This window comes from Enterobacter sp. C3_dUdeg, from assembly GCF_057536195.1.
In genome coordinates, this window is sequence record NZ_BAAKFX010000003.1 from 200,898 (window position 1) to 223,564 (window position 22,667).

General features: G+C 57.7%; 21 protein-coding genes. 6 read left to right on the forward strand and 15 right to left on the reverse strand.

From position 1 onward, the window contains the following. Window positions 1-12: 12 nt before the first annotated feature. The 4 genes from creD to creA are packed head-to-tail and all read right to left on the reverse strand — an operon-like array spanning window position 13 to window position 4,020. Entirely contained in the window at window positions 13-1,365 is a 1,353-nt protein-coding gene (gene creD / locus AC27FC_RS10940) for a cell envelope integrity protein CreD (protein WP_196354862.1), read from the reverse strand. A gap of 56 nt (window positions 1,366-1,421) precedes the next feature. Continuing rightward, window positions 1,422-2,846 (reverse strand): two-component system sensor histidine kinase CreC, encoded by a 1,425-nt coding sequence (gene creC, locus AC27FC_RS10945; RefSeq protein WP_196354861.1) that lies wholly within the window; start codon window positions 2,844-2,846, stop codon window positions 1,422-1,424. Further along, window positions 2,846-3,535: a two-component system response regulator CreB gene (creB, locus tag AC27FC_RS10950; RefSeq protein WP_487160148.1), complete on the reverse strand. Its 690-nt coding sequence runs from the start codon at window positions 3,533-3,535 to the stop codon at window positions 2,846-2,848. The genes creC and creB overlap by 1 nt, the downstream gene beginning before the upstream one ends. A 14-nt stretch (window positions 3,536-3,549) precedes the next feature. Beyond that, window positions 3,550-4,020: a protein CreA gene (creA, locus tag AC27FC_RS10955; protein WP_087823429.1), complete on the reverse strand. Its 471-nt coding sequence runs from the start codon at window positions 4,018-4,020 to the stop codon at window positions 3,550-3,552. A gap of 211 nt (window positions 4,021-4,231) precedes the next feature. Between creA and robA the strand changes: the two genes are divergently transcribed. Continuing rightward, entirely contained in the window at window positions 4,232-5,101 is an 870-nt protein-coding gene (gene robA, locus AC27FC_RS10960) for an MDR efflux pump AcrAB transcriptional activator RobA (protein WP_033144587.1), read from the forward strand. Here the strand turns inward: robA and gpmB are convergent. Then, complete coding sequence (gene gpmB / locus AC27FC_RS10965; protein ID WP_023310332.1) at window positions 5,098-5,745, reverse strand: 2,3-diphosphoglycerate-dependent phosphoglycerate mutase GpmB; 648 nt, start codon at window positions 5,743-5,745, stop codon at window positions 5,098-5,100. The genes robA and gpmB overlap by 4 nt on opposite strands. Before the next feature lie 50 nt (window positions 5,746-5,795). Between gpmB and yjjX the strand changes: the two genes are divergently transcribed. Next, the gene (yjjX, locus tag AC27FC_RS10970) at window positions 5,796-6,311 is read left to right on the forward strand and encodes an inosine/xanthosine triphosphatase (protein WP_033144585.1); all 516 of its coding nucleotides are present in this window, start codon (window positions 5,796-5,798) and stop codon (window positions 6,309-6,311) included. 27 nt (window positions 6,312-6,338) lie between these two features. Here the strand turns inward: yjjX and trpR are convergent, their stop codons facing one another. Beyond that, window positions 6,339-6,668, reverse strand: coding sequence for a trp operon repressor (trpR, locus tag AC27FC_RS10975; RefSeq protein WP_023310330.1), 330 nt, complete (start codon window positions 6,666-6,668; stop codon window positions 6,339-6,341). A 55-nt stretch (window positions 6,669-6,723) separates the two neighbouring features. Continuing rightward, on the reverse strand, window positions 6,724-8,661 hold the full coding sequence (gene sltY / locus AC27FC_RS10980; RefSeq protein WP_033144584.1) for a murein transglycosylase: 1,938 nt from the start codon (window positions 8,659-8,661) through the stop codon (window positions 6,724-6,726). Between the two features lie 227 nt (window positions 8,662-8,888). Here sltY and ettA point away from each other — a divergent pair, with 227 nt between their 5' ends. Further along, complete coding sequence (gene ettA, locus AC27FC_RS10985; protein WP_006810191.1) at window positions 8,889-10,556, forward strand: energy-dependent translational throttle protein EttA; 1,668 nt, start codon at window positions 8,889-8,891, stop codon at window positions 10,554-10,556. Between the two features lie 90 nt (window positions 10,557-10,646). Here the strand turns inward: ettA and AC27FC_RS10990 are convergent, their stop codons facing one another. Then, entirely contained in the window at window positions 10,647-11,546 is a 900-nt protein-coding gene (locus tag AC27FC_RS10990; protein WP_196354860.1) for a LysR family transcriptional regulator, read from the reverse strand. A gap of 108 nt (window positions 11,547-11,654) precedes the next feature. Between AC27FC_RS10990 and AC27FC_RS10995 the strand changes: the two genes are divergently transcribed. Then, window positions 11,655-12,656, forward strand: a complete 1,002-nt coding sequence (locus tag AC27FC_RS10995; RefSeq protein WP_143347551.1) for a zinc-binding alcohol dehydrogenase family protein — start codon at window positions 11,655-11,657, stop codon at window positions 12,654-12,656. Window positions 12,657-12,752: 96 nt separating this feature from the next. Here AC27FC_RS10995 and nadR read toward each other — a convergent pair whose 3' ends face one another. From nadR to serB, 3 genes are all read right to left on the reverse strand, one after another. Next, window positions 12,753-13,985 (reverse strand): multifunctional transcriptional regulator/nicotinamide-nucleotide adenylyltransferase/ribosylnicotinamide kinase NadR, encoded by a 1,233-nt coding sequence (gene nadR, locus AC27FC_RS11000; RefSeq protein WP_015572616.1) that lies wholly within the window; start codon window positions 13,983-13,985, stop codon window positions 12,753-12,755. A 37-nt stretch (window positions 13,986-14,022) separates the two neighbouring features. Further along, window positions 14,023-15,408 carry a DNA repair protein RadA gene (radA, locus tag AC27FC_RS11005; RefSeq protein ID WP_014068810.1) on the reverse strand — a complete coding sequence of 462 codons (1,386 nt, stop codon included), beginning with the start codon at window positions 15,406-15,408 and terminating at the stop codon, window positions 14,023-14,025. A 74-nt stretch (window positions 15,409-15,482) separates the two neighbouring features. Next, window positions 15,483-16,451: a phosphoserine phosphatase gene (gene serB / locus AC27FC_RS11010; protein ID WP_023310325.1), complete on the reverse strand. Its 969-nt coding sequence runs from the start codon at window positions 16,449-16,451 to the stop codon at window positions 15,483-15,485. Between the two features lie 117 nt (window positions 16,452-16,568). Here serB and AC27FC_RS11015 point away from each other — a divergent pair, with 117 nt between their 5' ends. Both AC27FC_RS11015 and lplA read left to right on the forward strand, forming a co-directional pair. After that, window positions 16,569-17,213, forward strand: a complete 645-nt coding sequence (locus AC27FC_RS11015; RefSeq protein WP_032660794.1) for a YtjB family periplasmic protein — start codon at window positions 16,569-16,571, stop codon at window positions 17,211-17,213. Between the two features lie 39 nt (window positions 17,214-17,252). Continuing rightward, on the forward strand, window positions 17,253-18,269 hold the full coding sequence (gene lplA, locus AC27FC_RS11020; protein WP_033144580.1) for a lipoate--protein ligase: 1,017 nt from the start codon (window positions 17,253-17,255) through the stop codon (window positions 18,267-18,269). A gap of 61 nt (window positions 18,270-18,330) precedes the next feature. Here the strand turns inward: lplA and deoD are convergent, their stop codons facing one another. The 4 genes from deoD to deoC form a co-directional block, all read right to left on the reverse strand. Then, window positions 18,331-19,053, reverse strand: coding sequence for a purine-nucleoside phosphorylase (gene deoD / locus AC27FC_RS11025; protein ID WP_010427122.1), 723 nt, complete (start codon window positions 19,051-19,053; stop codon window positions 18,331-18,333). A 125-nt stretch (window positions 19,054-19,178) separates the two neighbouring features. Next, the gene (gene deoB / locus AC27FC_RS11030; protein ID WP_047060214.1) at window positions 19,179-20,402 is read right to left on the reverse strand and encodes a phosphopentomutase; all 1,224 of its coding nucleotides are present in this window, start codon (window positions 20,400-20,402) and stop codon (window positions 19,179-19,181) included. A gap of 53 nt (window positions 20,403-20,455) precedes the next feature. After that, entirely contained in the window at window positions 20,456-21,778 is a 1,323-nt protein-coding gene (gene deoA / locus AC27FC_RS11035) for a thymidine phosphorylase (RefSeq protein WP_033144578.1), read from the reverse strand. Window positions 21,779-21,887: 109 nt separating this feature from the next. Further along, window positions 21,888-22,667 carry a deoxyribose-phosphate aldolase gene (gene deoC / locus AC27FC_RS11040; protein WP_048975088.1) on the reverse strand — a complete coding sequence of 260 codons (780 nt, stop codon included), beginning with the start codon at window positions 22,665-22,667 and terminating at the stop codon, window positions 21,888-21,890.

Here is a 22,667-nt window from a genome sequence, read left to right on the forward strand (position 1 = left end):
TGCGCCGTTTTTTTATTTCCAGATCCGCATCGTATCGTTATCAGATGCTGCGGGTGGCTCTGGTCGCTTCGGCTGAGAGAGCGAGTACCAGTCGAAATGCCGGGTCAGGTACATCACCGCGAACAGCGCCAGGGCAAGAACAGCAGAGCCCAGTAGCAATGCGCTGTCCTCTGAGCGCAGCAGGAACCACATCACGACATCCAGTCCGAGTAGTGCCAGCACAAACAGCCCGCTGCGTTTCCAGCTTTTCAGCACGGCCTGCAGGTACATTCCGTTCATCGCTGCGCCAACCAGGCTTGCAACAACCCAGGCTGGCGTAAACCCGATGTGTTCAGACAGCGCCAGCAACACCAGATAGAACAGGACCAGCGACAGCCCCACCAGCAGATACTGCATCGGATGAAGGCGTAATCCGGTTAAGGTTTCGAAGACAAAGAAAGCCATAAACGTCAGCGCAATAAGCAAAATAGCGTATTTAATTGCCCGGTCGGTCAATTGATATTGGTCAGCCGGCGTCGCTACCGTCACGCTAAAGGCCGGGAGCGCCTCCCACTCCGGCGATTCCTTGCCGTAGAACCAGCTCTCAAGGTTATTTGCAAACCAGCTGCTCTGCCAGTTCGCCTGGAAACCAGACTCGCCTATTTGATGCTTAACGGGGAGATAATCGCCCATAAAGCCCGGATGCGGCCAGTTGCTGTTGAGCGTCATCTCGCTATTACGCCCTACCGGCACCACCGCAAAACTGCCGGTTCCCGCCAGGCTGAGGGACATCTCAAGCGCAAACGTTTTGGCTTCCAGCGCTTTGTCGGTCAGCGGGATGTGGATCCCAGCAAGCGCACCGTAGACGCCTGAACCGGGTTCCACGCTTAGGGTCTCACCATTGATTTTAGAGATACTAACCGTGCCAATACCCCGCGCGTCGCCAACGCCCGTCACGATAAACGGCTGCCCTGTCGCGATCGTTTCCCCTTTCAACTGCTTCAGCTCTTCGGTATTAAACTGCGCTTTTATCTTCAGGTCCGTGTTCCAGATCTGCCCGTCATAGATACCAATATTTCTCGACTCAACGCGCTGGTTCCCTTCAACAACCAGAGATTCCGGCAGAATGAAATGCATGTAGCTTTTCTTGTATTCGACCTTCTTCTCATCCTCTATCTTGTAAAAGATCTCCGTCATCGGAATCGCAATCATCGGGCCGACCAGTTTTTGCGGTCCGCTGGTACTCTGGCGAAGCGTATTTTCGACATCATTGCGGTAGTTCTCCCGCTCTGATATCAGGTTACTGACCATAAAAAGCGGGACTAACAGCAGCAGGATGCACCCCAGCAGGGTGCTAATTTTCCAGAACAGTGGGGATTTCATCATTACGTCTCCTTTATGATGAGGAGAGCGTAACCAGGCTGTGTGGGGTCAGTTTGAAGTTATGTGAAGGGACGGTGAAGTATCAGCGTGGCCATCACGCCACCTTCATCACGATTACGCAATATAATCTCTCCCTGATGCAGACGCGCCACCTCCTGAACAAACGCCAGCCCGAGCCCGCTGCTCTTCAACCCGTTATCCCGCGGCAGAGAATAAAAGCGTTCAAAAATACGATCCAGCGCGTAATCCGGGATCCCGCTTCCGCTGTCGGTGACGATCAGCTGTATCTGCCCCTGCTCTTCCCGGGCCGCCAGTTCAATGGCGCCGCCCTGCGGCGTAAAATCGATAGCGTTATCCAGCAAATTACCGAGCGCCTGTTCGAGCAGGTCGGGATCGCCTTCAACATGAAGCGAAGCGGGCTGGAGGGTCAGCCTAATCTCTTTTGCCGCCAGCAGCGCCGAGCGCGCGTCGGCAAGACGCGTAAACAGCAGGTCGACACGGACGGTCTGAGGCGTAATCTCGACGCGATTTTCAAGCCGCGCCTGGGTGAGCAGTTTTTCAACCAACGACTGCATGCGCGCGTTTTGCGCCAGAATATTATCGATAAACCGCGCGGCCACCTGCGGCGGCGGCTGCTCGGCGAGAATTTCCGCCGCGCCGCGTATGGCGGCGATGGGGCTTTTCAGCTCGTGGGTCAGCGCATGGACATAGTGTTCAATGTAGTTTTTCCCTTCCAGGCGAATGCGCATATTCTCCAGCGCCAATGCCAGCTTGTGCAGTTCGCTACTGCCAGGATTAGGCAGCGGGAGAGGCGTGTCCGTGGTCACCGAGTCGGCATAGCGCGATAACGTCGCGATAGATCGATTGATCCACCACACCACAACGAGGCCAATCAGCAGGGCAATGCCGAGCAGCGCCCCGCCTGCCCACAGGATCCGCCGCTCGCTGCGATGGATAACCGGTGCCATCGCGCTGTTAGGTTTCCCGACCGACAGTACGCCGATAATCTTGCCCTGCTCCACAACCGGCGCGGCAACATACATCACCGTGCTCTCCGGATCGTCGGGATGGCTTTGCGTACTGCGCGCGCCGTATTCGCCGCGAAGCGTCAGCCAGACATCGTTCCAGCGCGAGTAATCTTGCCCCACGGCCAGACCGGCGGAATCAAACACGACGCGGCCCTGCGCATCGGTCATGTAGACGTGGTACTCGTTACGCACTTTATGAATCCCGCCGATATTGGCGCGGAAAGGGCGCTGATGAAGCTGAGAAAAGGCCTGCGCCAGTTTACCCTGCTGCGCATGGCCCGAAAGCAAATCATCACGCCCAATTTCAGCCAGCAGGGTCGCGGTATCGATTAACGTGCCCTCGGTTGCCCTGCGCACGCCGGGCTTTACTTCCTGAACAAAGATCGACAGCACAAACCACGCGGCGATGGCCACGATCAGGAAGTACCCCAGCAATAGCCGCATCCCAATGCGCATCAGTAAAGGCCCAGACTGTAGCCCATACCGCGATGGGTGCTGATGGGTGAGAGTTCCTCGTTCACAGCCCGCAGCTTGGCGCGCAGGGTTTTGATGTGGGTGTCCACGGTACGATCGAAGCTGTCGCCGTCTTCACCCCACACCTTGTCCATGAGCTGCTGACGAGAAAAGACCCGCCCGGGGGGCTGCAACAAGGTTTTGAGCAGCAAGAATTCGTAGCGGGTCAGGGGCAGTGCTTCCCCGCACCAGCTGATTCGCGCGGCAGGCTCGTTCAGTTCAAACTGCCCGATACGCAACGTTGCTGATGGTGCGGCGGATTTCTGCATGCGCCGTAAAATCGTCCGCACCCGGGCGCAGACTTCACGGGGTGAGAAAGGTTTCGCAACATAGTCGTCAGCCCCCATTTCCAGGCCAAGCAGCTTGTCTACCTCATCACTGCGCGCCGTCAGAAACAGCACGGGCAGTGAGGGATGCTGCGCCAGCAGCTGGCGGCAAAGCTCAAATCCACTGATGTCCGGCAGCCCGACGTCCAGAATGGCGAGCGCCGGAACCTGCCGCCGCGCCGCCTCCAGCACGGGTAAACCGCGTTCAAACGCCTTTACCGCGAATCCTTCCTGCTGAAGCATGTAGATCAGCGTATCGGCGATACTGGTTTCGTCTTCAACCAGCCAGACCACAGGTTGTTGCATGATTCATCCCTGAATTAATGCCACGGCATAATCGGCACCGCGCTGATCGCGTTTTTCGGCGAGCCTTCCACCACTTTGTCAGAGTAGGCGAGGTAAGCCAGGGTGTTGCGTTTGGCATCATAGAAACGCACCACCTGCAGCTTTTTGAACACCAGCGAGGTCCGTTTCTGGAACACCACGTCGCCCTGCGCTTTGCCGTTTTTAATTTTATCGCTCAACTCAACCGGCCCCACCTGCTGACAGGAAATCGCCGCATCGGAGGTATCTTCCGCCAGTCCCAGCCCGCCTTTGATACCACCCGTTTTCGCGCGGCTGACGTAGCAGGTGACGTTTTTCACGTCCGGATCGTCAAACGCCTCCACCACGATTTTGTGGTCCGGGCCGAACATTTTGAACACGGTATCGACGGAGCCAATCTGTTCTGCCTGCGACACGCGCCCGACCATCAGCATCAACGCGGTGAAGATCAAAGTCTTGTATTTCATATTGTTACCATTCTTTAAAATTACACTGAGCGATTATTCAATACTTTAGACAAAAATGTAGCAAGATCACAGGATTAGAATATATCTGCCTGTAATGTGCTCTAAAAAGCATGAATGCGCAAAAAAAACACTGAATGCTAAAACATCAAAAAATGCTATTATCCGCTAACCTGTTATCAGGCACCTGCTGTTTTAAGGATGAGGATAGTATATGGATCAGGCTGGAATTATTCGCGACCTGCTCACCTGGCTGGAAGGTCATCTCGACCAGCCTTTGTCACTGGATAATGTGGCGGCTAAAGCAGGCTATTCCAAGTGGCATCTGCAAAGGATGTTCAAGGATGTCACCGGTCATGCTATCGGGGCCTATATTCGCGCACGTCGTTTATCAAAATCTGCTGTGGCATTGCGCCTGACCGCGCGGCCTATTCTGGATATTGCCCTGCAATATCGTTTCGATTCACAGCAGACCTTCACCCGCGCCTTCAAAAAACAGTTCTCGTTGACGCCAGCGCTTTATCGTCGCTCGCCTGACTGGAGCTCGTTTGGCATGCGTCCGCCGCTGCGTCTGGGCGAATTCGCAATGCCGAAATACGAAATTGTCACGTTGCCTGAAACCCATCTGATCGGCACGACACAGAGCTACTCCTGTTCACTGGAGCAGATTTCAGAGTTCCGTCATCAGATGCGCGTCCAGTTCTGGCGCGACTTCCTGAGCCACGCACCGACGATCCCGCCAATCCTGTATGGCCTCAACGAAACGCACCCAAGCCAGGAAAAAGACGACGAGCAGGAGGTGTTCTACACCACCGCGCTGACGCCAGAGATGGCCAATGGGTATATTCAGGGTTCGAAGCCAGTCGTGCTGGAAGGCGGCGAATACGTGATGTTCGCATATGAAGGGCTGGGAACGGGGGTTCAGGAGTTTATCCTGACCGTTTACGGAACCTGCATGCCGATGCTGAATCTGAATCGCCGTAAAGGTCAGGACATTGAGCGCTACTACCCGGCGCAGGATGCCAAACCGGAAGAAGGCCCAATCAATCTGCGTATGGAATTCTTGATTCCGATACGTCGTTAACGCTGCAGTTCGTCAAGCGCAGGGGCATCAAGATGCGAAATGTCCCCTGCCATCTCTACTACCCAGCCCGACGCCAGCCACGCGCTTTCCTGATAATCAATCCGGGAAATGGAGCAGTTGCGCAGGCGCAAACGGCGCTCAGCGTAAGCCGGTAACCCCAGAATGGTGCTCACCAGGCAACCCAACGCAATCCCGTGACTCACCAGCAGCGGACGGCTTCCCGCCGGCAGCTTCAGGCACTCCGCCAGGGCGGCATGCATGCGTACGCTAAGCTCCTGCATGGATTCGCCTTCGGGAATGCGGCCATCTTCGGTACCGTTCACCAGCGTGCGGCGCCAGCCCTCCTCCGCTTCCGTCAGCGTATCGATATGGCGTTTCTCCAGCACGCCCATATCCAGCTCGCGCAGGCGCGGCTCCAGCATGACGTCACAGCCGCAGGCATCTGCGATGATGCGCGCCGTCTGCTGTGTGCGACCTAAATCGCTGGTGATCACGTGGGTAATGCCCAGCGTTCTGGCGCGTTCCGCCACCTGCCACGCTTGCTGCACACCCTTCTCAGTGAGAGGACTGTCTGACTGGCCTTGAATACGTCGCTCGGCGTTCCACTGCGTTTCACCGTGGCGAACAAGGTATACCTGTAACATGCTTTTTTTCCGTTATACTGCGATGAGTTTTTTTTGAATCGAGCTTAATTATGCACCATGTTGTCTCTGCTACCACTAATCCTGCCAAAATTCAGGCAATTCTAAGGGCATTTGACGAGATCTTCGGCGCAGGATCCTGCCATATTGAGGCCATCGGCGTCGAGAGCGGCGTACCTGAACAGCCGTTTGGCAGCGAGGAAACGCGCGCTGGCGCACGAAATCGCGTGGCAAACGCTAAGGCCGCGGCACCGAATGCTGACTTTTGGGTAGCGATTGAAGCAGGTATCGACGAAGGCGCAACCTTTAGCTGGGTGGTCATCGAAAGCCGCGAGCAGCGCGGTGAAGCACGTTCGGCCACCCTGCCGCTGCCGGAGATCATTCTGGAAAAAGTCCGTGCGGGTGAAGCGCTCGGGCCGGTGATATCGCAGTACACCGGCATCGATGAGATTGGCCGTAAAGAAGGGGCGATTGGCGTCTTTACCGCAGGCGCGCTGACGCGTTCAGGCGTTTATCATCAGGCCGTGATTCTGGCCTTAAGCCCGTTCCATAACGCGATTTATCGGTAAGTTTTTTGGCCGGATAAGGCAAAGCCGTCATCCGGCGTTTTTCAGCAATACCGCTTCCAGCCACTGGCGCAGCTCAACCGGGGCCGACTTCAGGCTGTTCGAGCCGCGGGTGATCGTTGCAATACCCGCGCCGAGCTCATTTTTCAGCTCGCGCTGGCTCATCTCTCCGCGCAGCAGCTCTTCAATGATCCGCACGCGTGTGCCCAGCGCCTCACGCTCGTCCGGCGTGAGCATCAGCTGCATAAGGGGTAAATGCAGATCCTGTTCGTAAGACTGACGCAGCAGCTCCACAAAACGAAGCCACTCCAGATGACGTTGTTCGGCCATTGCCGAGGAATACGGGGAATGCTGGGTCATGTTATGCTGCCTCTTGTACTCTTTAGCGAGTACAGCATAACACAACCCACGCCGATCAGTAACGTCTCTGCCACTCGGCATCGCTCATCAGGGTATCTTTCTGCCCCATGAAGTAGCGATAGTAAGCGTCATAGGCCAGCACGTTCTTCACGTAGCCGCGCGTTTCCGAGAACGGGATGCTCTCCACAAACGCTAACGCGTCGATGCGTCCGGCGCTGTTGCCGAGCCAGGTGCGCACGCGCCCAGGACCCGCGTTATACGCCGCAGAAGAGAAGATGCGGTTATTGCCGAACTGCTGATACACGTACTGGAGATAGCTGGTACCGATGTTGATGTTGGTATCCGGATCCAGAAGCTGCGACGGACTGCTGTACCCCGGAATATTAAACATCTTCACCGTGTGCGTCGCCGTGCCCGGCATGATCTGCATCAGGCCGCTGGCGCCCACCGGGGAACGGACTTTCGGGTTCCACGCGCTCTCCTGACGGGCAATCGCCATCGCGTAGCTTTGCGGGATATCTTTGCCGCTGGTGTAGCGATCGAACAGATCTTTGTACGCCAGCGGGAAACGCTCTTCCAGATGATCCCAAAGCTTGCCGGCGATCGTCGCCTGCACGCTGAGATCCCACCAGTGATTATCAAACGCATAGCGGGCAAGCTGGGCTTTCTCATCGGTGGTGCGGCTGGTCACCAGATTCGCCCACTCGCTGCGCGCGGTGTTATCCATATTCCAGTACATCAGCTCGCGAACGCGCGCCATTTCTGGCCCCTGCGTCAGTGCCGGGTTCGCGTTAGCGGGCGCTTTATCTATACGGAAAGTGTATTCTTCGCCCAGACGCTGCGCGGCAGCCATTGGGTAAAACCCGCGCTGCTGCATCAGCGAATGGAGGATCTCTTTGGCCTCATCATCACGACCGCGCTCCATCAGCAGATCGGCCTGCCAGTAGCGCCATTCGTCTTTCTCTTTGGCCTCCATAGGCAACCGCGCGAGCCAGGTATTCAGCCCACGGCGATCGCCCGTGCCCAGCGCCATGCGCACGCGGCGTTCCACCAGCGACGTGGAGTTCGAACGCATAATGGCATCGTCACGCCAGCGCGCCTGTTCATCGGTCACATCGGTGCCCATCAGTCGCCACGCCACGATGTCGCGCAGCTCCTGGGTTTGCTCCTCATTGAGCTGCTGCGCCTGCACCAGCTGCGGGATCATCAGCCGCGCGTTTTCCACATCGTCACGCGCCACGCTGGCAAAGGCCACCGCCGCCATCTGGCGGGTAAAATCGGTCGCGCCCGTACTGCGGGCAAAGGTCAGGACGCTGTTTGGATCGTTAGCCAGCGAGATAACCGCCGTGGAGATCGTCTGGTAATCGGACGGCATCTGCCCCGCCAGCGTGGTCACCAGACGCGTGTTACCGGCTTTCATCGCCAGACGGATGCGTTCAAGGTAGGAGAGCGGATCCTGCTTGCCGGAAGCACGCCACGCGCTAAACAGAGAATCACAGGCGTTCGGCTGGTTTTTTCCGGTCAGCCAGAGCTCTTTCGCTCCGGCCCAGGCCTCTTCCTGCTGGCCGGTCGCCCATTTTGCGTAGTAATAGTTACACTGGGCTTCGGTGGCGTTCGGCTTTTCCGGGCTAAACGCCAGCAGTCCGCGCCAGTCTTCGCGACGCGCCAGCTCATTCACAAAACGAGACTGGAGATTTCGGGCTGGCGGCAGGGTTGGGTTCGCCTGAATGAAGTTATTCACGGTGACGGTAGGCTGGTTCATCAGATCGTCGGTTATCTGGCGATACTCCAGATACGGATACAGCGGATAATCCTTTAGCGTCGGCATCAGCGCCTGCACGGTATCCATCTGCTTGTTGTCCCACGCCTGTTTAATCTGGGCGTAGCGGTTACGTTGTTCATCCAGTGAATCGGCATGCACCGCCTGGCTTACCGCCATTACGCATACGCTGGCAGCCAGCAGACGCCAGACCACCCGTTTGGCTTTTTCCACAAGCTCTTCCTCATTGTTTTTTCGTCAATTGCAGCGTCTTGCCACGTCAAAGTCTAATTAACTTATGCTAACCAGGCATTCTTCAACGCGCCACGTCATGGACACTTTTTTACCTTTCTTGCGCGTTTTAACACTCCCGACGTTCCTGGCTGGGATTAGGACGTGAAAAAGGCTACACTTCGAGGCTGAAATTCCTTCTCATTACGATAAAAGAGGCGAAGTCCAACGTGGCTCAATTCGTTTATACCATGCATCGTGTCGGCAAAGTTGTCCCGCCGAAACGTCATATTCTTAAAAATATCTCGCTGAGCTTCTTCCCGGGCGCAAAAATCGGTGTTCTGGGTCTCAACGGTGCCGGTAAGTCCACCCTGCTGCGCATCATGGCCGGCATTGATACAGACATCGAAGGTGAAGCCCGTCCGCAGCCTGGCATCAAGATTGGTTACCTGCCGCAGGAACCTCAGCTGAACCCGGAACACACCGTTCGCGAATCCGTTGAAGAAGCGGTATCCGAAGTGGTTAACGCGCTGAAAGGTCTGGATGAAGTGTATGCCAAATACGCTGAGCCGGATGCGGACTTCGACAAGCTGGCCGCGCAGCAGGGCAAGTATGAAGAGATCATCCAGGCGCACGACGGTCACAACCTGAACGTGCAGCTGGAGCGCGCGGCTGATGCCCTGCGTCTGCCGGACTGGGATGCGAAAATCGCGAACCTCTCCGGGGGTGAACGCCGCCGCGTGGCGCTGTGCCGCCTGCTGCTGGAAAAACCAGACATGCTGCTGCTCGACGAACCGACTAACCACCTGGATGCAGAATCCGTGGCGTGGCTGGAGCGCTTCCTGCACGACTTCGAAGGCACCGTTGTGGCGATTACCCACGACCGTTACTTCCTCGACAACGTCGCCGGCTGGATCCTGGAGCTGGACCGCGGTGAAGGTATTCCGTGGGAAGGCAACTACTCTTCCTGGCTGGAGCAGAAAGATCAGCGTCTGGCGCAGGAAGCTTCTCAGGAAGCGGCGCGTCGTAAGTCTATCGAGAAAGAGCTGGAGTGGGTTCGTCAGGGCGCGAAAGGCCGTCAGTCTAAGGGCAAAGCCCGTCTGGCACGCTTCGAAGAGCTGAACAACACCGAATACCAGAAACGTAACGAAACCAACGAACTGTTTATTCCGCCTGGAGCACGTCTGGGGGATAAAGTGGTTGAAGTGACCAACCTGCGTAAGTCCTACGGCGACCGTCTGCTGATCGACGACCTGACCTTCTCCGTACCGAAAGGCGCTATCGTTGGCATCATCGGTCCGAACGGCGCGGGTAAATCGACCCTGTTCCGCATGATGTCCGGTCAGGAACAGCCTGACAGCGGCTCTATCACCCTGGGTGAAACCGTGAAGCTGGCCTCCGTTGACCAGTTCCGTGACGCAATGGATAACAGCAAAACCGTGTGGGAAGAAGTGTCCGGCGGTCTGGATATCATGCGTATCGGCAACACCGAGATGCCAAGCCGCGCCTATGTTGGCCGCTTTAACTTCAAAGGCACCGACCAGGGCAAACGCGTGGGCGAACTGTCCGGCGGCGAGCGCGGTCGTCTGCACCTGGCGAAGCTGCTGCAGGTGGGCGGTAACGTTCTGCTGCTCGATGAACCAACAAACGACCTGGATATCGAAACCCTGCGCGCGCTGGAAAACGCCCTGCTGGAGTTCCCGGGCTGTGCGATGGTTATCTCGCACGACCGCTGGTTCCTGGACCGTATCGCGACCCACATCCTGGACTATCAGGACGAAGGTAAAGTGGAGTTCTTCGAAGGTAACTTCACCGAATACGAAGAGTACAAGAAACGCACGCTGGGCGCCGACGCGCTGGAGCCGAAGCGTATTAAGTACAAGCGTATTGCGAAATAAAAGCAAAACGGCAACTTCGGTTGCCGTTTTTATGTTTGTACCCTCTCCCCGTGGGAGAGGGCCAGGGTGAGGGCATCATGCCGCACAAAATCACCCACCCACGTAATACCGCTTCACCTCGTCAAACTGCATCGCAAAGTCGATATAGCTCATCAGCGCAGGCGAATTCAGCTTGCGGCTTGGGTAGGCCAGCCACAGATCGTTACCTTCAACATTCCACTCCGGCAGCACCTGAACCAGCGCCCCTTTTTCAATTTTATCTTCTACCAGGAAGGCGGGAAGCATCGTGATCCCCGCCCCGGCAATCGCACACTCGCGGGCGTAGACCAGATTATCGGTCATGTGCGCGTTATCCGGCAGGTAGCGGTAATCCTCGCTCTCGCTTCGCAGAAGCCACTCCGACCACGCCCGGTGCGTGATACAGCAGTGCTCCACCAGCTGACGGGGATGCGTCAGCGGATCCCGACGCGCCAGATAGTCCGGTGAGGCCAGCATGTAGCGCGGGCAGTGCCCGATCATCCGGCCAATCAGGGAGGAGTCCTGCGGCTTGCCGGTGCGCAGCGCCACGTCAAAACCGGCCTCGACCAGATCCACCACGTCATCAGAGATCGACACATCCAGCGAAACGTCAGGATAGCGAAGCTGAAACTCGGCATTCATGTGCGCCAGCAGCGTCGCCCCTATTCCCGCCGGACAGGTGATCCGCAGCCGCCCGCTCGGGTTTTCGCGCAGCCGCTGAATGGCGTACTCTGCCCGCTCGCTGGCCGCCAGCATCTCACGACAGTGCACCAGATAGTGCTCGCCCGCAAACGTGAGGCTGATCCTGCGCGTGGTGCGGTTCAGAAGGCGGATACCCACCTGCTGCTCCAGCTGGCTAATTCGCTGGCTAACGCTGGATTTCGGCAGTTCGGCCTTCTGCGCCGCCGCGGTAAAGCTGCCCATCTCCGCCACCAGCGCGAACAGCGCCATATCCTGCAGCTGTTTAAACATGATTGTTCACCCTGTACGAACGCTGAGTTCTTGATTGTCCATCTTATCACGCAGCTGGCCACTTTATAGACTAGCCTCAACAAAACGCATTCCATTGAGGAGCACACCATGTCTGTTAAAGCCATTGCCGTTAACCCAGAAAATCCGTCCATCTTCATTGAAATCACCCCGCCAATGCCGCGGCCCGGCGAGCACGATCTGCTGGTAGAGGTGAAGGCCGTCTCCGTTAACCCGGTCGATACCAAAGTCCACGCGGGCATCGCTAAAAACGGGCTGAACGAGCCGCGCATCCTCGGCTGGGATGCCAGCGGGATCGTCAAAGCGGTGGGGGCTGGCGTGACCGGATTTAAGCCGGGTGACGAGGTCTGGTACGCGGGCGACATCACCCGCCCGGGCAGCAACACCACGCACCAGCTGATTGATGCACGCATAGTCGGCCACAAGCCTGCCAGCCTCGGCTGGGCGGCTGCCGCTGCACTGCCGTTGACCGCTCTCACCGCGTGGGAAGGTCTGTTTGAACGCCTGAACATTCAGGATGCCGGGGCGGACAAAACGCTGCTGATCATCGGCGGCGCGGGCGGCGTGGGATCGCTGGCGATCCCCTTTGCGAAGCACAACAGCAAGGTGAAGATCGTCGCAACGGCTTCACGAGAAGATTCCGCCCGGTGGTGCCGCGATCGCGGGGCTGATATTGTCGTCAACTACCGCGATCTGAAAGGCGAGCTGGCGAAACAGGGGCTCACCTTTGTGGATTACATTTTCATCCTCAACGACACCGACGGGCACTGGGATGCGGTCAGCGAACTGATTGCGCCGCAGGGGCATATCTGTTCCATCGTTGAAAATGAACGTCCGCTGAACCAGGACAAGCTGAAGTCCAAATCCGCCGCCCTGCACTGGGAGTTTATGTACACCCGCAGCATGTACCAGACCGCGGATATGGCGCGTCAGGGTGAGATCCTCAATGAGGTGGCAAAACTGGTGGATAACGGCGTGGTTGAAAGTTCGCTCAGCGAAACGCTGCACGGGCTGAGCGTGGAAAGCATTACCGAGGCGCACCGTAAAGTGCTGGAGGGACATATGCGTGGGAAAGTGGTGGTTGAGTTCTGAGTGGCTTGATGCCCTCACCCCGGCCCTCTCCCACAGGGAGAGGGAGGTTAAAGTCACCTCTCCCTTTGGGAGAGGGTTAGGGTGAGGGGTAAGTTTTTACCCCTGCTCCCCCATCATCTCCTTCACCAGCTCGACGCAGCGCAGGAAACGGGAGTCGTAGTCAGACTCTTCCACATGGACAAACTCAACGTTGTTCTCATTGAGCATCTCCACCAGCATGGTCTGAAACTCTCGCCTGTCCACGGAGCTGCCGAGGCTGCGCATGCCGTCGGCCACCCACGGGGTGTTGTTTTCCAGCAGGATCACCAGGTCAAAGCGGTATTCGTCAATCAGCGCCTGCACGAACGGGTGCTCGCGCCCTTCGTATTTTTTACAGAACGCCTGTGTGGTCACGAAATCGGTATCGATAAACGCCACTTTGTTGGCGTATTTGACCGCAAAATCAATGTACTGGGCATGTCCGAGCGCGATTTTGTCATAGTCGGAATACTGCAGCGCCATCTCGTCGCCGCCAAGGTGCGAGAAGACATAATCGCGGCCGTACTCCCACGCGCTGGTGGTGTTGAAGATGTTCGCCAGCTTGTTGACCAGCGTTGATTTACCGCTCGACTCGCCGCCCAGGATCGCGACGGTACGCACGAAGAACGGCTTCACCTCAGTCGGGATGTAATCCCAGTAGCGGAACGGGTTTTCGCGGATCTGCGCCCCGCTGATGTTCATAAAGGTGCGTTTCGGGTCGATCAGCACCGTCTCGATGCCCAGATGCTCGCGGAACTGCGGCGCGTCGGACTCTTCAGAGGTGTAGATCCAGTTAGGCGCAATGCCCTTCTCTTCCATAAACGCTTTGATGCCGTTGCTCCACACGTCCCAGCCGTGCGGATACGGCTCCATGCCCTCTTCGTTAAAGGCATGAATACGAATATTTTTCTGGTACTTAAATGTCTGGAGCAGCCAGCGCAGGCGGTCCGGCACGGTCGGCTGCTGCGACATGGCGCTGTCTTCAAACAGCTGACGGTCACGGGTTTCGTCGTAGCCCATGATGATGTGCAGCTCGTCAACCTGGCTACAGGCGCGCTGGATCAGATAGATATGTCCGGTATGCAGAGGGTAAAACTTGCCGAACACCACGCCGATGTTCTTTTGCATACGCGGGAACTCCAGCCCCAGAAAGCGGTGCAGCGCTTCGAGCTTCTGCGCGCTGGGGCTTTTGATTTTGGCGTTCAGCAGCTGGCTCAGGTAGCCTTTGGTCATACCGCTGGCGTCCGCCACCTGCTGCAGCGTGCAGCCCTTCTGGCGGATTGCGGTCTTGATGTAGTCAAATGATGACATAAATTACGGTGCCTCCTGCAAAATCAAATTTACGTAATTATAAGTCGTCAAAGACATTTAACGCATCTGCGAGTTTTTTCACGCCAAATACCTGCATCCCTTCCGGGATCTTTTTCGGCACGTTGGCGGCTGGAACTATCGCCCGGCGGAAACCGTGTTTTGCCGCCTCGGAGATACGCTCCTGGCCGCTGGGTACCGGACGGATTTCCCCGGCGAGGCCCACTTCGCCGAAGACCACCAGATCCTGCGGAAGCGGTCTGTCTCGCAGGCTGGAGACCATCGCCAGCAGCAGCGCCAGGTCTGCGCTGGTCTCCGTGACTTTGACGCCACCGACCACGTTAACGAAGACGTCCTGATCCGCCATCTGCAGCCCGCCGTGGCGGTGCAGCACCGCCAGCAGGATCGCCAGACGGTTCTGTTCCAGACCGACCGCCACGCGCCGCGGGTTGCCCATCATCGACACGTCCACCAGCGCCTGAATTTCGACAAGCAGCGGGCGCGTCCCTTCCCACAGCACCATCACCGAGCTACCGGAGGTGATCTCATCGCCACGGCTCAGGAAGATGGCCGACGGGTTGCTGACTTCGCGCAGCCCTTGTTCGGTCATGGCAAACACGCCCAGTTCATTCACCGCCCCAAAGCGGTTCTTGTGGCTGCGCAGGGTACGGAAACGGGAATCCGCGTCGCCGTCGAGCATCACGGAGCAGTCGATACAGTGTTCAAGCACCTTCGGTCCGGCCAGCGAGCCGTCTTTGGTCACGTGGCCGACCATCACAATCGCCACGCCGCGCGTTTTGGCAAAGCGCGTCAGGTAAGCCGCGGTTTCACGCACCTGCGCGACGCTGCCCGGCGAGGACTGAATGTCCGCCATGTGCATCACCTGGATGGAGTCGATCACCATCAGCTTCGGCTGCTCTTCTTCGGCAATCATACAGATCTGCTCGATGCTGGTTTCGGAGAGCATGTTCAGGTTGCCGGTCGGCAGGCCCAGACGGTGCGCGCGCATCGCCACCTGCTGCAGAGACTCTTCGCCCGTGACGTACAGGGTTTTCATCTGTTCGGCAAGCTTGCAGAGCGTTTGCAGCAGCAGGGTCGATTTACCCGCGCCCGGGTTACCGCCGATCAGGATCGCGCTACCCGGCACCACGCCGCCGCCGAGCACGCGGTCAAACTCTTTGAACCCGGTGGAGAAGCGCGGCAGCTCTTCGAGGCTGATGTCCGAAAGTTTTTGCACCTTCGCCACGCCCGCGTTACCGGCATAGCCGCTCAGGCGCTCATTGCGCGCCACGCTCGGCGAAGCCGCCACACCACGCACTTCGGTGATGGTGTTCCAGGCATGACAGGCGCTGCATTGCCCCTGCCAGCGCGGATAATCCGCACCACATTCATTACAGACAAATGCGCGTTTTGGAGCTTTCGCCACGGTTTACCTCGTTATTTCTGTGCGGCCTGCGTGCCGGGTGGCGCTTACGCTTACCCGGCCTACAAAGCAGGCCGTTATTTCTGATTAATGCTGCCGGAGAGAATGCAGAACACCCCCATCAGGTCAGCGTGACGGATAGTGACTTCCGTCTTTTCATTCACTTTTGGCTTGGCATGGTAGGCAATGCCCAGACCGGCGGCTTTGATCATCGGCAGGTCGTTCGCGCCATCGCCGATGGCGACGGTCTGCACGACCGGAATTTCATATTTTTCCGCCAGACGCGTCAGCGTATTGGCTTTGTACTGGGCATCAACGATATCGCCGATCACCTGGCCAGTCAGCTTGCCGTCCATGATCTCCAGCTCATTGGCCACCACGGTGGTCAGATGCAGTTTTTCCCGCAGGTAATCCGCGAAGAAGGTGAAGCCACCGGAGGCGATCGCCACCTTCCAGCCGAGGGACTGCAGCTTCAGCACCAGCTGCGTCAGCCCTGGCATCAGCGGCAGCACGTCGCGCACCTGACGCAGAATGTTGGCATCGGCCCCTTTCAGGGTCGCCACGCGCTGGCGCAGGCTGGCGGTGAAGTCCAGCTCGCCGCGCATCGCACGTTCGGTGACTTCCGCCACCAGCTCGCCGCTGCCCGCCAGCTTCGCAATCTCGTCAATACACTCGATCTGAATGGCGGTTGAGTCCATGTCCATGACCAGCAGGCCCGGGGTTTTCAGATGCGGAATTTTACCCAGCGGCGCGACGTCCAGCCCGGCGTCATGCGCCAGACGCGTTGCGCGCTGCGTAAGGGAACCCGCCAGGCGAATAACCTGGTAGTCTTCCACGCACCAGGCGGCGACGATGACCATTGCCGCACCCAGCTTGCTTTGATACTGGGTCAGGCGTTGCTTATCCAGACCGCGTCCGTAGAGGAGCCAGCCGCTACGACCGGCGTGGTAATCCAGAGGCATCACCTCATCGCCACTTAAAGAGAGCGGCAATCCTGGCCATAAAGAGACATCCGTTGGCAGGTCACACCAGGTAATGTTCGGCATTAAAGCTCCTGTAATTTCGTTCGCGCCGGAAGGTTGCAGAGGGAAAATAACGCATGAGGCTACCCTGTAACCATCACTTCTGGCAACATTAAGCCGTAAATTTTCAGCAGGTGGAATATGGCTCGCGCAAAACTGAAATTCCGGCTCCATCGCGCCGTGATTGTCCTTTCCTGTCTCGCACTATTAGTGGTGCTGATGCAAGGGGCATCGTGGTTTAGCCAGAACCATCAACGGCAACGCAACCCGCAGTTTGAAGAGCTGGCCCGCACGCTGGCGCGCCAGGTGACGCTCAACGTCGCGCCGTCCATGCGTACCGAAACGCCGGACGAGAAGCGGATAGGCCAGGTTTTACGCCTGCTCACGGAGAATAGCCGCATTCTTGATGCCGGCGTCTATGATGAGCAAGGCAACCTGATTGCCCGCGCGGGCGAGCACGTCGACGTGCGCGACAGGCTGGCGCTGGACGGGAAAAAAGCCGGGGGCTACTTTAACCAGCAGATTGTCGAACCTATTCAGGGGAAGAATGGCCCGCTGGGCTATCTGCGCCTGACCCTCGATACCCACACCCTGCCTACTGAAGCCAAACAGGTCGATAATACCACCAATATTCTGCGCCTGATGCTGCTGCTTTCGCTCGCCATCGGCGTTGTGCTGGCGCGCACCCTGCTTCGCGGCAAGCGCTCGCGCTGGCAGCAATCCCCGTTCCTGCTGACCGCCAGCAAATCCGTCCCCGAAGACGAAGAGAGCGAGAAGAAAGATTAGTGATAAAGTAGGCGAACGATTCGGAAAAGGAACTTTGCCATGACGACGTTACGCCTGCTTATCTCTGACTCTTACGATCCCTGGTTTAATCTCGCGGTAGAAGAGTGCATCTTCCGCCAGATGCCCGCCACCCAGCGCGTACTGTTTCTCTGGCGGAACGCCGATACGGTGGTCATCGGCCGCGCGCAAAACCCGTGGAAAGAGTGCAATACGCGGCGTATGGAAGAGGACAACGTCCGTCTCGCGCGCCGCAGCAGCGGCGGCGGCGCGGTGTTTCACGATCTGGGCAATACCTGCTTTACCTTTATGGCGGGCAAACCGGAATACGACAAAACCATCTCAACGTCCATCGTCCTCAACGCGCTCAATTCACTCGGCGTAACGGCGGAAGCGTCCGGGCGTAACGATCTGGTGGTGAAAACCCCCGAGGGCGACCGGAAGGTCTCCGGCTCCGCCTACCGCGAAACGATGGATCGCGGCTTCCACCACGGCACCCTGTTGCTGAACGCCGATCTGAGCCGTCTGGCGAACTACCTGAATCCGGATAAGAAAAAGCTCCAGGCCAAAGGAATTACCTCCGTGCGCGGCCGCGTGGCAAATCTGGTGGAACTGCTGCCGGGAATTACGCACGAGCAGATTTGCGATGCGATCCGTGACGCGTTCTTTGAACATTACGGCGAGCGCGTGGAAGCAGAAGTCATCTCCCCTGACAAAACCCCGGACCTGCCCAACTTCGCCGAAACCTTCGCCCGCCAGAGCAGCTGGGAATGGAACTTCGGTCAGGCTCCTGCCTTTTCCCATCTGCTGGACGAGCGTTTCACCTGGGGCGGCGTGGAGCTGCATTTTGACGTGGAGAAAGGCCATATCACCCGCACGCAGGTGTTTACCGATAGCCTGAACCCGGCACCGTTAGAGGCGCTGGCGGCACGTTTGCAGGGCTGTTTGTACAGGGCGGATATGCTGCAGCAGGAATGCGACGCGTTGATCGGGGATTTTCCGGAGCAGGAAAAAGAGCTGCGGGAGCTGTCGGCGTGGATTGCACAGGCCGTGCGCTAGGTACTGTCTGGTGCCCTCACCCCGGCCCTCTCCCGCAGGGAGAGGGAGGGAAGAGACAGAATTACTCTTTATCGCCCAGCAGAACGGATTCCAGCGCGATTTTGATCATGTCGTTGAAGGTGGTCTGGCGCTCGGCAGCAGTGGTCTGCTCGTGGGTACGGATGTGGTCAGACACGGTGCAGATGGTCAGCGCTTTCGCACCAAACTCAGCCGCGACGCCGTAGATACCCGCCGCTTCCATTTCCACGCCCAGGATGCCGTATTTTTCCATCACGTCGAACATCTCGCCGCCGTCCGGGGCATAGAACAGGTCAGCAGAGAAGATGTTACCCACGCGCGCTTCAACGCCCAGCGCTTTTGCCGCGTCAACCGCGTCACGCACCATGCCGAAGTCAGCAATCGCCGCGAAGTCATGGTCTTTGAAACGCATGCGGTTAACTTTGGAATCGGTGCAGGCACCCATACCGATAACGATGTCGCGCAGCTTAACGTCCATACGGACCGCGCCGCAGGAGCCAACGCGGATGATTTTCTTCACGCCGAAGTCGGTGATCAGCTCTTTGGTGTAGATAGAGCAGGATGGGATACCCATGCCGTGGCCCATAACGGAAATTTTGCGGCCTTTATAGGTACCGGTGAAGCCCAGCATGCCGCGAACGTTGTTCACTTCACGCACGTCTTCCAGGAAGGTTTCTGCAATGTGCTTCGCGCGCAGCGGGTCGCCCGGCATCAATACGACGTCAGCGAAATCACCCATTTCTGCGTTAATGTGAGGAGTTGCCATCTTCAGTTCCTTTTACATTGTTGTTTTTGCCGGGTGGCGGCTACGCCTGACCCGGCCTACATTCTGTTCTCCCTCTCCTTGTGGGAGAGGGTCGGGGTGAGGGCATCAGGCCGCACCCAATCCGTTTAGAACATGGCCTTGCCATATTCCATGTCAGACGTACCAAAGTATTTCGCCAGGGTCTGGCCGATGTCCGCGAAGGTTTCACGGTGACCGAGCGAGCCCGGCTTCACTTTCGGGCCGTACACCAGCACCGGAATGTGCTCACGGGTGTGGTCGGTACCGGTCCAGGTTGGGTCACAGCCGTGGTCCGCGGTCAGAATCAGAATGTCATCTTCACCCACCAGCTCCATCAGCTCCGGCAGACGGCGGTCGAACAGCTCAAGACCCGCTGCATAGCCCGCAACGTCGCGACGGTGGCCCCAGGAGGAGTCGAAGTCCACGAAGTTGGTGAAGACGATAGTCTTGTCGCCCGCTTCTTTCATCTCTTTGATGGTGGCATCGAACAGCGCATCCAGACCGGTGGCTTTCACTTTTTTGGTGATGCCGCAGTTGGCGTAGATATCTGCGATTTTACCCACGGACACCACGTGGCCGTCTTTCTCTTCAACCAGCTTCTGCAGTACGGTCGGTGCCGGTGGCTCAACGGCCAGGTCATGACGGTTACCGGTACGCTGGAAGTTACCCGCTTTGTCGCCCACAAACGGACGCGCGATCACACGGCCAATGTTGTAGCCGCCTTCGGTCAGCTCTTCACGGGCGATTTCGCACAGCTCGTAGAGTTTATCCAGACCGTAGGTCTCTTCATGGCACGCAATCTGGAACACGGAGTCAGCAGAGGTGTAGAAAATCGGCTTGCCGGTTTTCATGTGCTCTTCGCCGAGCTGATCCAGAATCACGGTACCGGAAGAGTGGCAGTTACCGAGGTAGCCCGGCAGGTTGGCACGCTTCACCAGCTTATCGAGCAGCTCCTGCGGGAAGCTGTTTTCGTGATCGGAGAAATAACCCCAGTCGAACAGCACCGGCACACCGGCGATTTCCCAGTGGCCAGACGGGGTGTCTTTACCGGAGGAGAGCTCGTGAGCCCAGGCGTAGGCGCCCACGACTTCCGCGTTGCCGTCCATACCGGCTGCGATTTTACCGGTAGAACCTTCATGCGCTTTCACCAGACCAAGGCGGGTCAGGTTAGGTAGAGTCAGAGGGCCTTTACGACCGTTGTCCGCTTCGCCTTTTGCACAGGCTTCCGCGATATGGCCCATGGTATCGGAACCCACGTCACCAAAACGTTCTGCATCTTCGGTTGCGCCGATGCCGAATGAGTCCAGCACCATAATAAATGCACGTTTCATAATTGTTCTCCGTACGTAGTGCTTCAAAAATTATCGATCAGATCAGTATACCGCTATTCGGTGATACGGCGATAGACAGTCGGTGTGGTTTCCGGCGCTTTATCGTCAAGCGTAATTGCCGCTTTCACCGCTTTAGCCGCTTCCTGCCAGCTGGCTTCGTCTTTCGCGTGGATCACCGCAAGCGGACGTTGACCGTCAACGCTGTCGCCCAGACGGGCCATATCGGTAAAGCCGACGCTGTAATCAATGGTGTCTGACGCCTGACGACGGCCGCCGCCCATCGAGACCACCGCCATACCCAGCGCACGGGTGTCCATTGCAGAGACATACCCTTCGCTATCGGCATACACCGCTTTGCTAAGCGTCGCGGTTGGCAGGTATTTCGCGTAGTTTTCGACGAAATCGGTCGGGCCTTTCTGGGCTGCAACCATGCGGCCGAAAATATCCGCCGCTTTGCCGTTATCCAGCACCGCCTGCAGTTTCGCGCGCGCTTCCGCATCATCTTTGGCCAGCTTGCCGGAGATTAACATCTCAACGCACAGCGCCATGGTGACGTCGAACAGACGCGGGTTGCGGTATTCACCGGTGAGGAACTGTACCGCTTCACGCACTTCGACGGCGTTACCGGCGCTGGACGCCAGCACCTGGTTCATGTCGGTGAGCAGCGCGGTGGTGCGCACGCCCGCGCCGTTGGAGACGCCAACGATCGCTTCGGCAAGCGCAGCAGAAAGTTCATAGGTCGGCATAAAGGCGCCGCTGCCGACCTTCACGTCCATCACCAGCGCGTCCAGCCCTTCTGCCAGTTTCTTCGCCAGGATAGAGGCGGTGATCAGCGGGATGGAGTCAACGGTCGCGGTGATGTCGCGGGTCGCGTAGAAACGCTTGTCTGCCGGAGCAAGAGAGCTGGTCTGGCCGATAATCGCCACACCAACATCTTTAATAATGTCGCGGAAGCGGTTGTCGTCCGGGAAGATATCGAAGCCCGGAATGGCTTCCAGTTTGTCGAGCGTACCGCCGGTGTGGCCCAGGCCGCGCCCGGAGATCATCGGGATGTAACCGCCGCAGGCTGCAACCATTGGGCCGAGCATCAGAGACGTCACGTCACCCACGCCGCCGGTGGAGTGCTTATCCACAATCGGACCGTTAAGGTTGAGGCTTTTCCAGTCCAGAACGGTTCCTGAATCTCGCATCGCCATGGTCAGCGACACGCGCTCAGGCATCGACATATCGTGGAAGAAAATGGTCATCGCCAGAGCCGCAATCTGCCCTTCTGAGACGGTGTTATCACGAATGCCGTTGATGAAGAAGCGGATCTCTTCATCGCTTAATGCATGACCATCACGTTTTTTACGAATAATTTCTTGTGCGAGAAACACGGTAACCTCCATGCGGAATCGGGGGAGTTGTGGCGGGTGGCGCTACGCTTACCCGCCCTACGATCCTGTCGACCGGATGAGCGAAGCGTCATCCGGCATTGTCTGGCAATCAGTAGCTGCTTGCGCTCTTACCGTCGCCGTGACCCAGCGCTTTCAGCAGGCTGGCCAGCAGGCTGGACGCACCGAAGCGGTAGTGACGGGAATCGGCCCAGTCGGCGCCAAACAGTTCGTCGGCAATCGCCAGGAACTGCTGCGCGTCTTCAGCAGTACGCACGCCGCCCGCAGGTTTGAAACCAACGGTTTTGGATACGCCCATGTCGCGGATCACTTCCATCATGATGCGCGCGCTTTCCGGGGTCGCATTCACCGGCACTTTACCGGTAGAGGTTTTAATGAAATCCGCACCGGCTTTGATGGAGATTTCAGACGCCTTACGAATCAGCGCCTCTTCTTTCAGCTCGCCGGTTTCGATGATCACTTTCAGCAGCACATTTGCCGCCGCGCACGCGTCTTTACAGGCTTTCACCAGGTCAAAACCGACCTGCTCGTTGCCGGCGATCAGCGCACGGTACGGGAACACAACGTCAACTTCGTCTGCGCCGTAGGCAATCGCCGCGCGGGTTTCTGCCAGCGCAATCTCGATATCGTCGTTGCCATGCGGGAAGTTAGTTACGGTTGCAATACGCACGTCCGGCGTACCCTGCGCTTTCAGAGTCTTACGGGCAATCGGGATAAAGCGCGGGTAGATACAGATGGCTGCGGTGTTACCCACCGGCGTTTTCGCCTGATGGCACAGGGCGATGACTTTTTCATTGGTGTCGTCATCGTTCAGGGTGGTCAGGTCCATCAGTTTCAACGCGCGCAGGCTGCTTGCAGTTAAATCGGTCAT

What these genes read in the sequence shown, in the direction of transcription:
- yjjX (WP_033144585.1), top strand. Translation starts at nt 5,796, where the DNA reads ATGCACCATGTTGTCTCTGCTACCACTAATCCTGCCAAAATTCAGGCA.
- creB (WP_487160148.1), bottom strand. Translation starts at nt 3,535, where the DNA reads ATGCAACAACCTGTGGTCTGGCTGGTTGAAGACGAAACCAGTATCGCC.
- creD (WP_196354862.1), bottom strand. Translation starts at nt 1,365, where the DNA reads ATGATGAAATCCCCACTGTTCTGGAAAATTAGCACCCTGCTGGGGTGC.
- gpmB (WP_023310332.1), bottom strand. Translation starts at nt 5,745, where the DNA reads ATGTTACAGGTATACCTTGTTCGCCACGGTGAAACGCAGTGGAACGCC.
- AC27FC_RS10995 (WP_143347551.1), top strand. Translation starts at nt 11,655, where the DNA reads ATGTCTGTTAAAGCCATTGCCGTTAACCCAGAAAATCCGTCCATCTTC.
- AC27FC_RS10990 (WP_196354860.1), bottom strand. Translation starts at nt 11,546, where the DNA reads ATGTTTAAACAGCTGCAGGATATGGCGCTGTTCGCGCTGGTGGCGGAG.
- lplA (WP_033144580.1), top strand. Translation starts at nt 17,253, where the DNA reads ATGACGACGTTACGCCTGCTTATCTCTGACTCTTACGATCCCTGGTTT.
- deoD (WP_010427122.1), bottom strand. Translation starts at nt 19,053, where the DNA reads ATGGCAACTCCTCACATTAACGCAGAAATGGGTGATTTCGCTGACGTC.
- serB (WP_023310325.1), bottom strand. Translation starts at nt 16,451, where the DNA reads ATGCCGAACATTACCTGGTGTGACCTGCCAACGGATGTCTCTTTATGG.
- nadR (WP_015572616.1), bottom strand. Translation starts at nt 13,985, where the DNA reads ATGTCATCATTTGACTACATCAAGACCGCAATCCGCCAGAAGGGCTGC.
- deoB (WP_047060214.1), bottom strand. Translation starts at nt 20,402, where the DNA reads ATGAAACGTGCATTTATTATGGTGCTGGACTCATTCGGCATCGGCGCA.
- robA (WP_033144587.1), top strand. Translation starts at nt 4,232, where the DNA reads ATGGATCAGGCTGGAATTATTCGCGACCTGCTCACCTGGCTGGAAGGT.
- creC (WP_196354861.1), bottom strand. Translation starts at nt 2,846, where the DNA reads ATGCGCATTGGGATGCGGCTATTGCTGGGGTACTTCCTGATCGTGGCC.
- creA (WP_087823429.1), bottom strand. Translation starts at nt 4,020, where the DNA reads ATGAAATACAAGACTTTGATCTTCACCGCGTTGATGCTGATGGTCGGG.
- deoC (WP_048975088.1), bottom strand. Translation starts at nt 22,667, where the DNA reads ATGACCGATTTAACTGCAAGCAGCCTGCGCGCGTTGAAACTGATGGAC.
- trpR (WP_023310330.1), bottom strand. Translation starts at nt 6,668, where the DNA reads ATGACCCAGCATTCCCCGTATTCCTCGGCAATGGCCGAACAACGTCAT.
- AC27FC_RS11015 (WP_032660794.1), top strand. Translation starts at nt 16,569, where the DNA reads ATGGCTCGCGCAAAACTGAAATTCCGGCTCCATCGCGCCGTGATTGTC.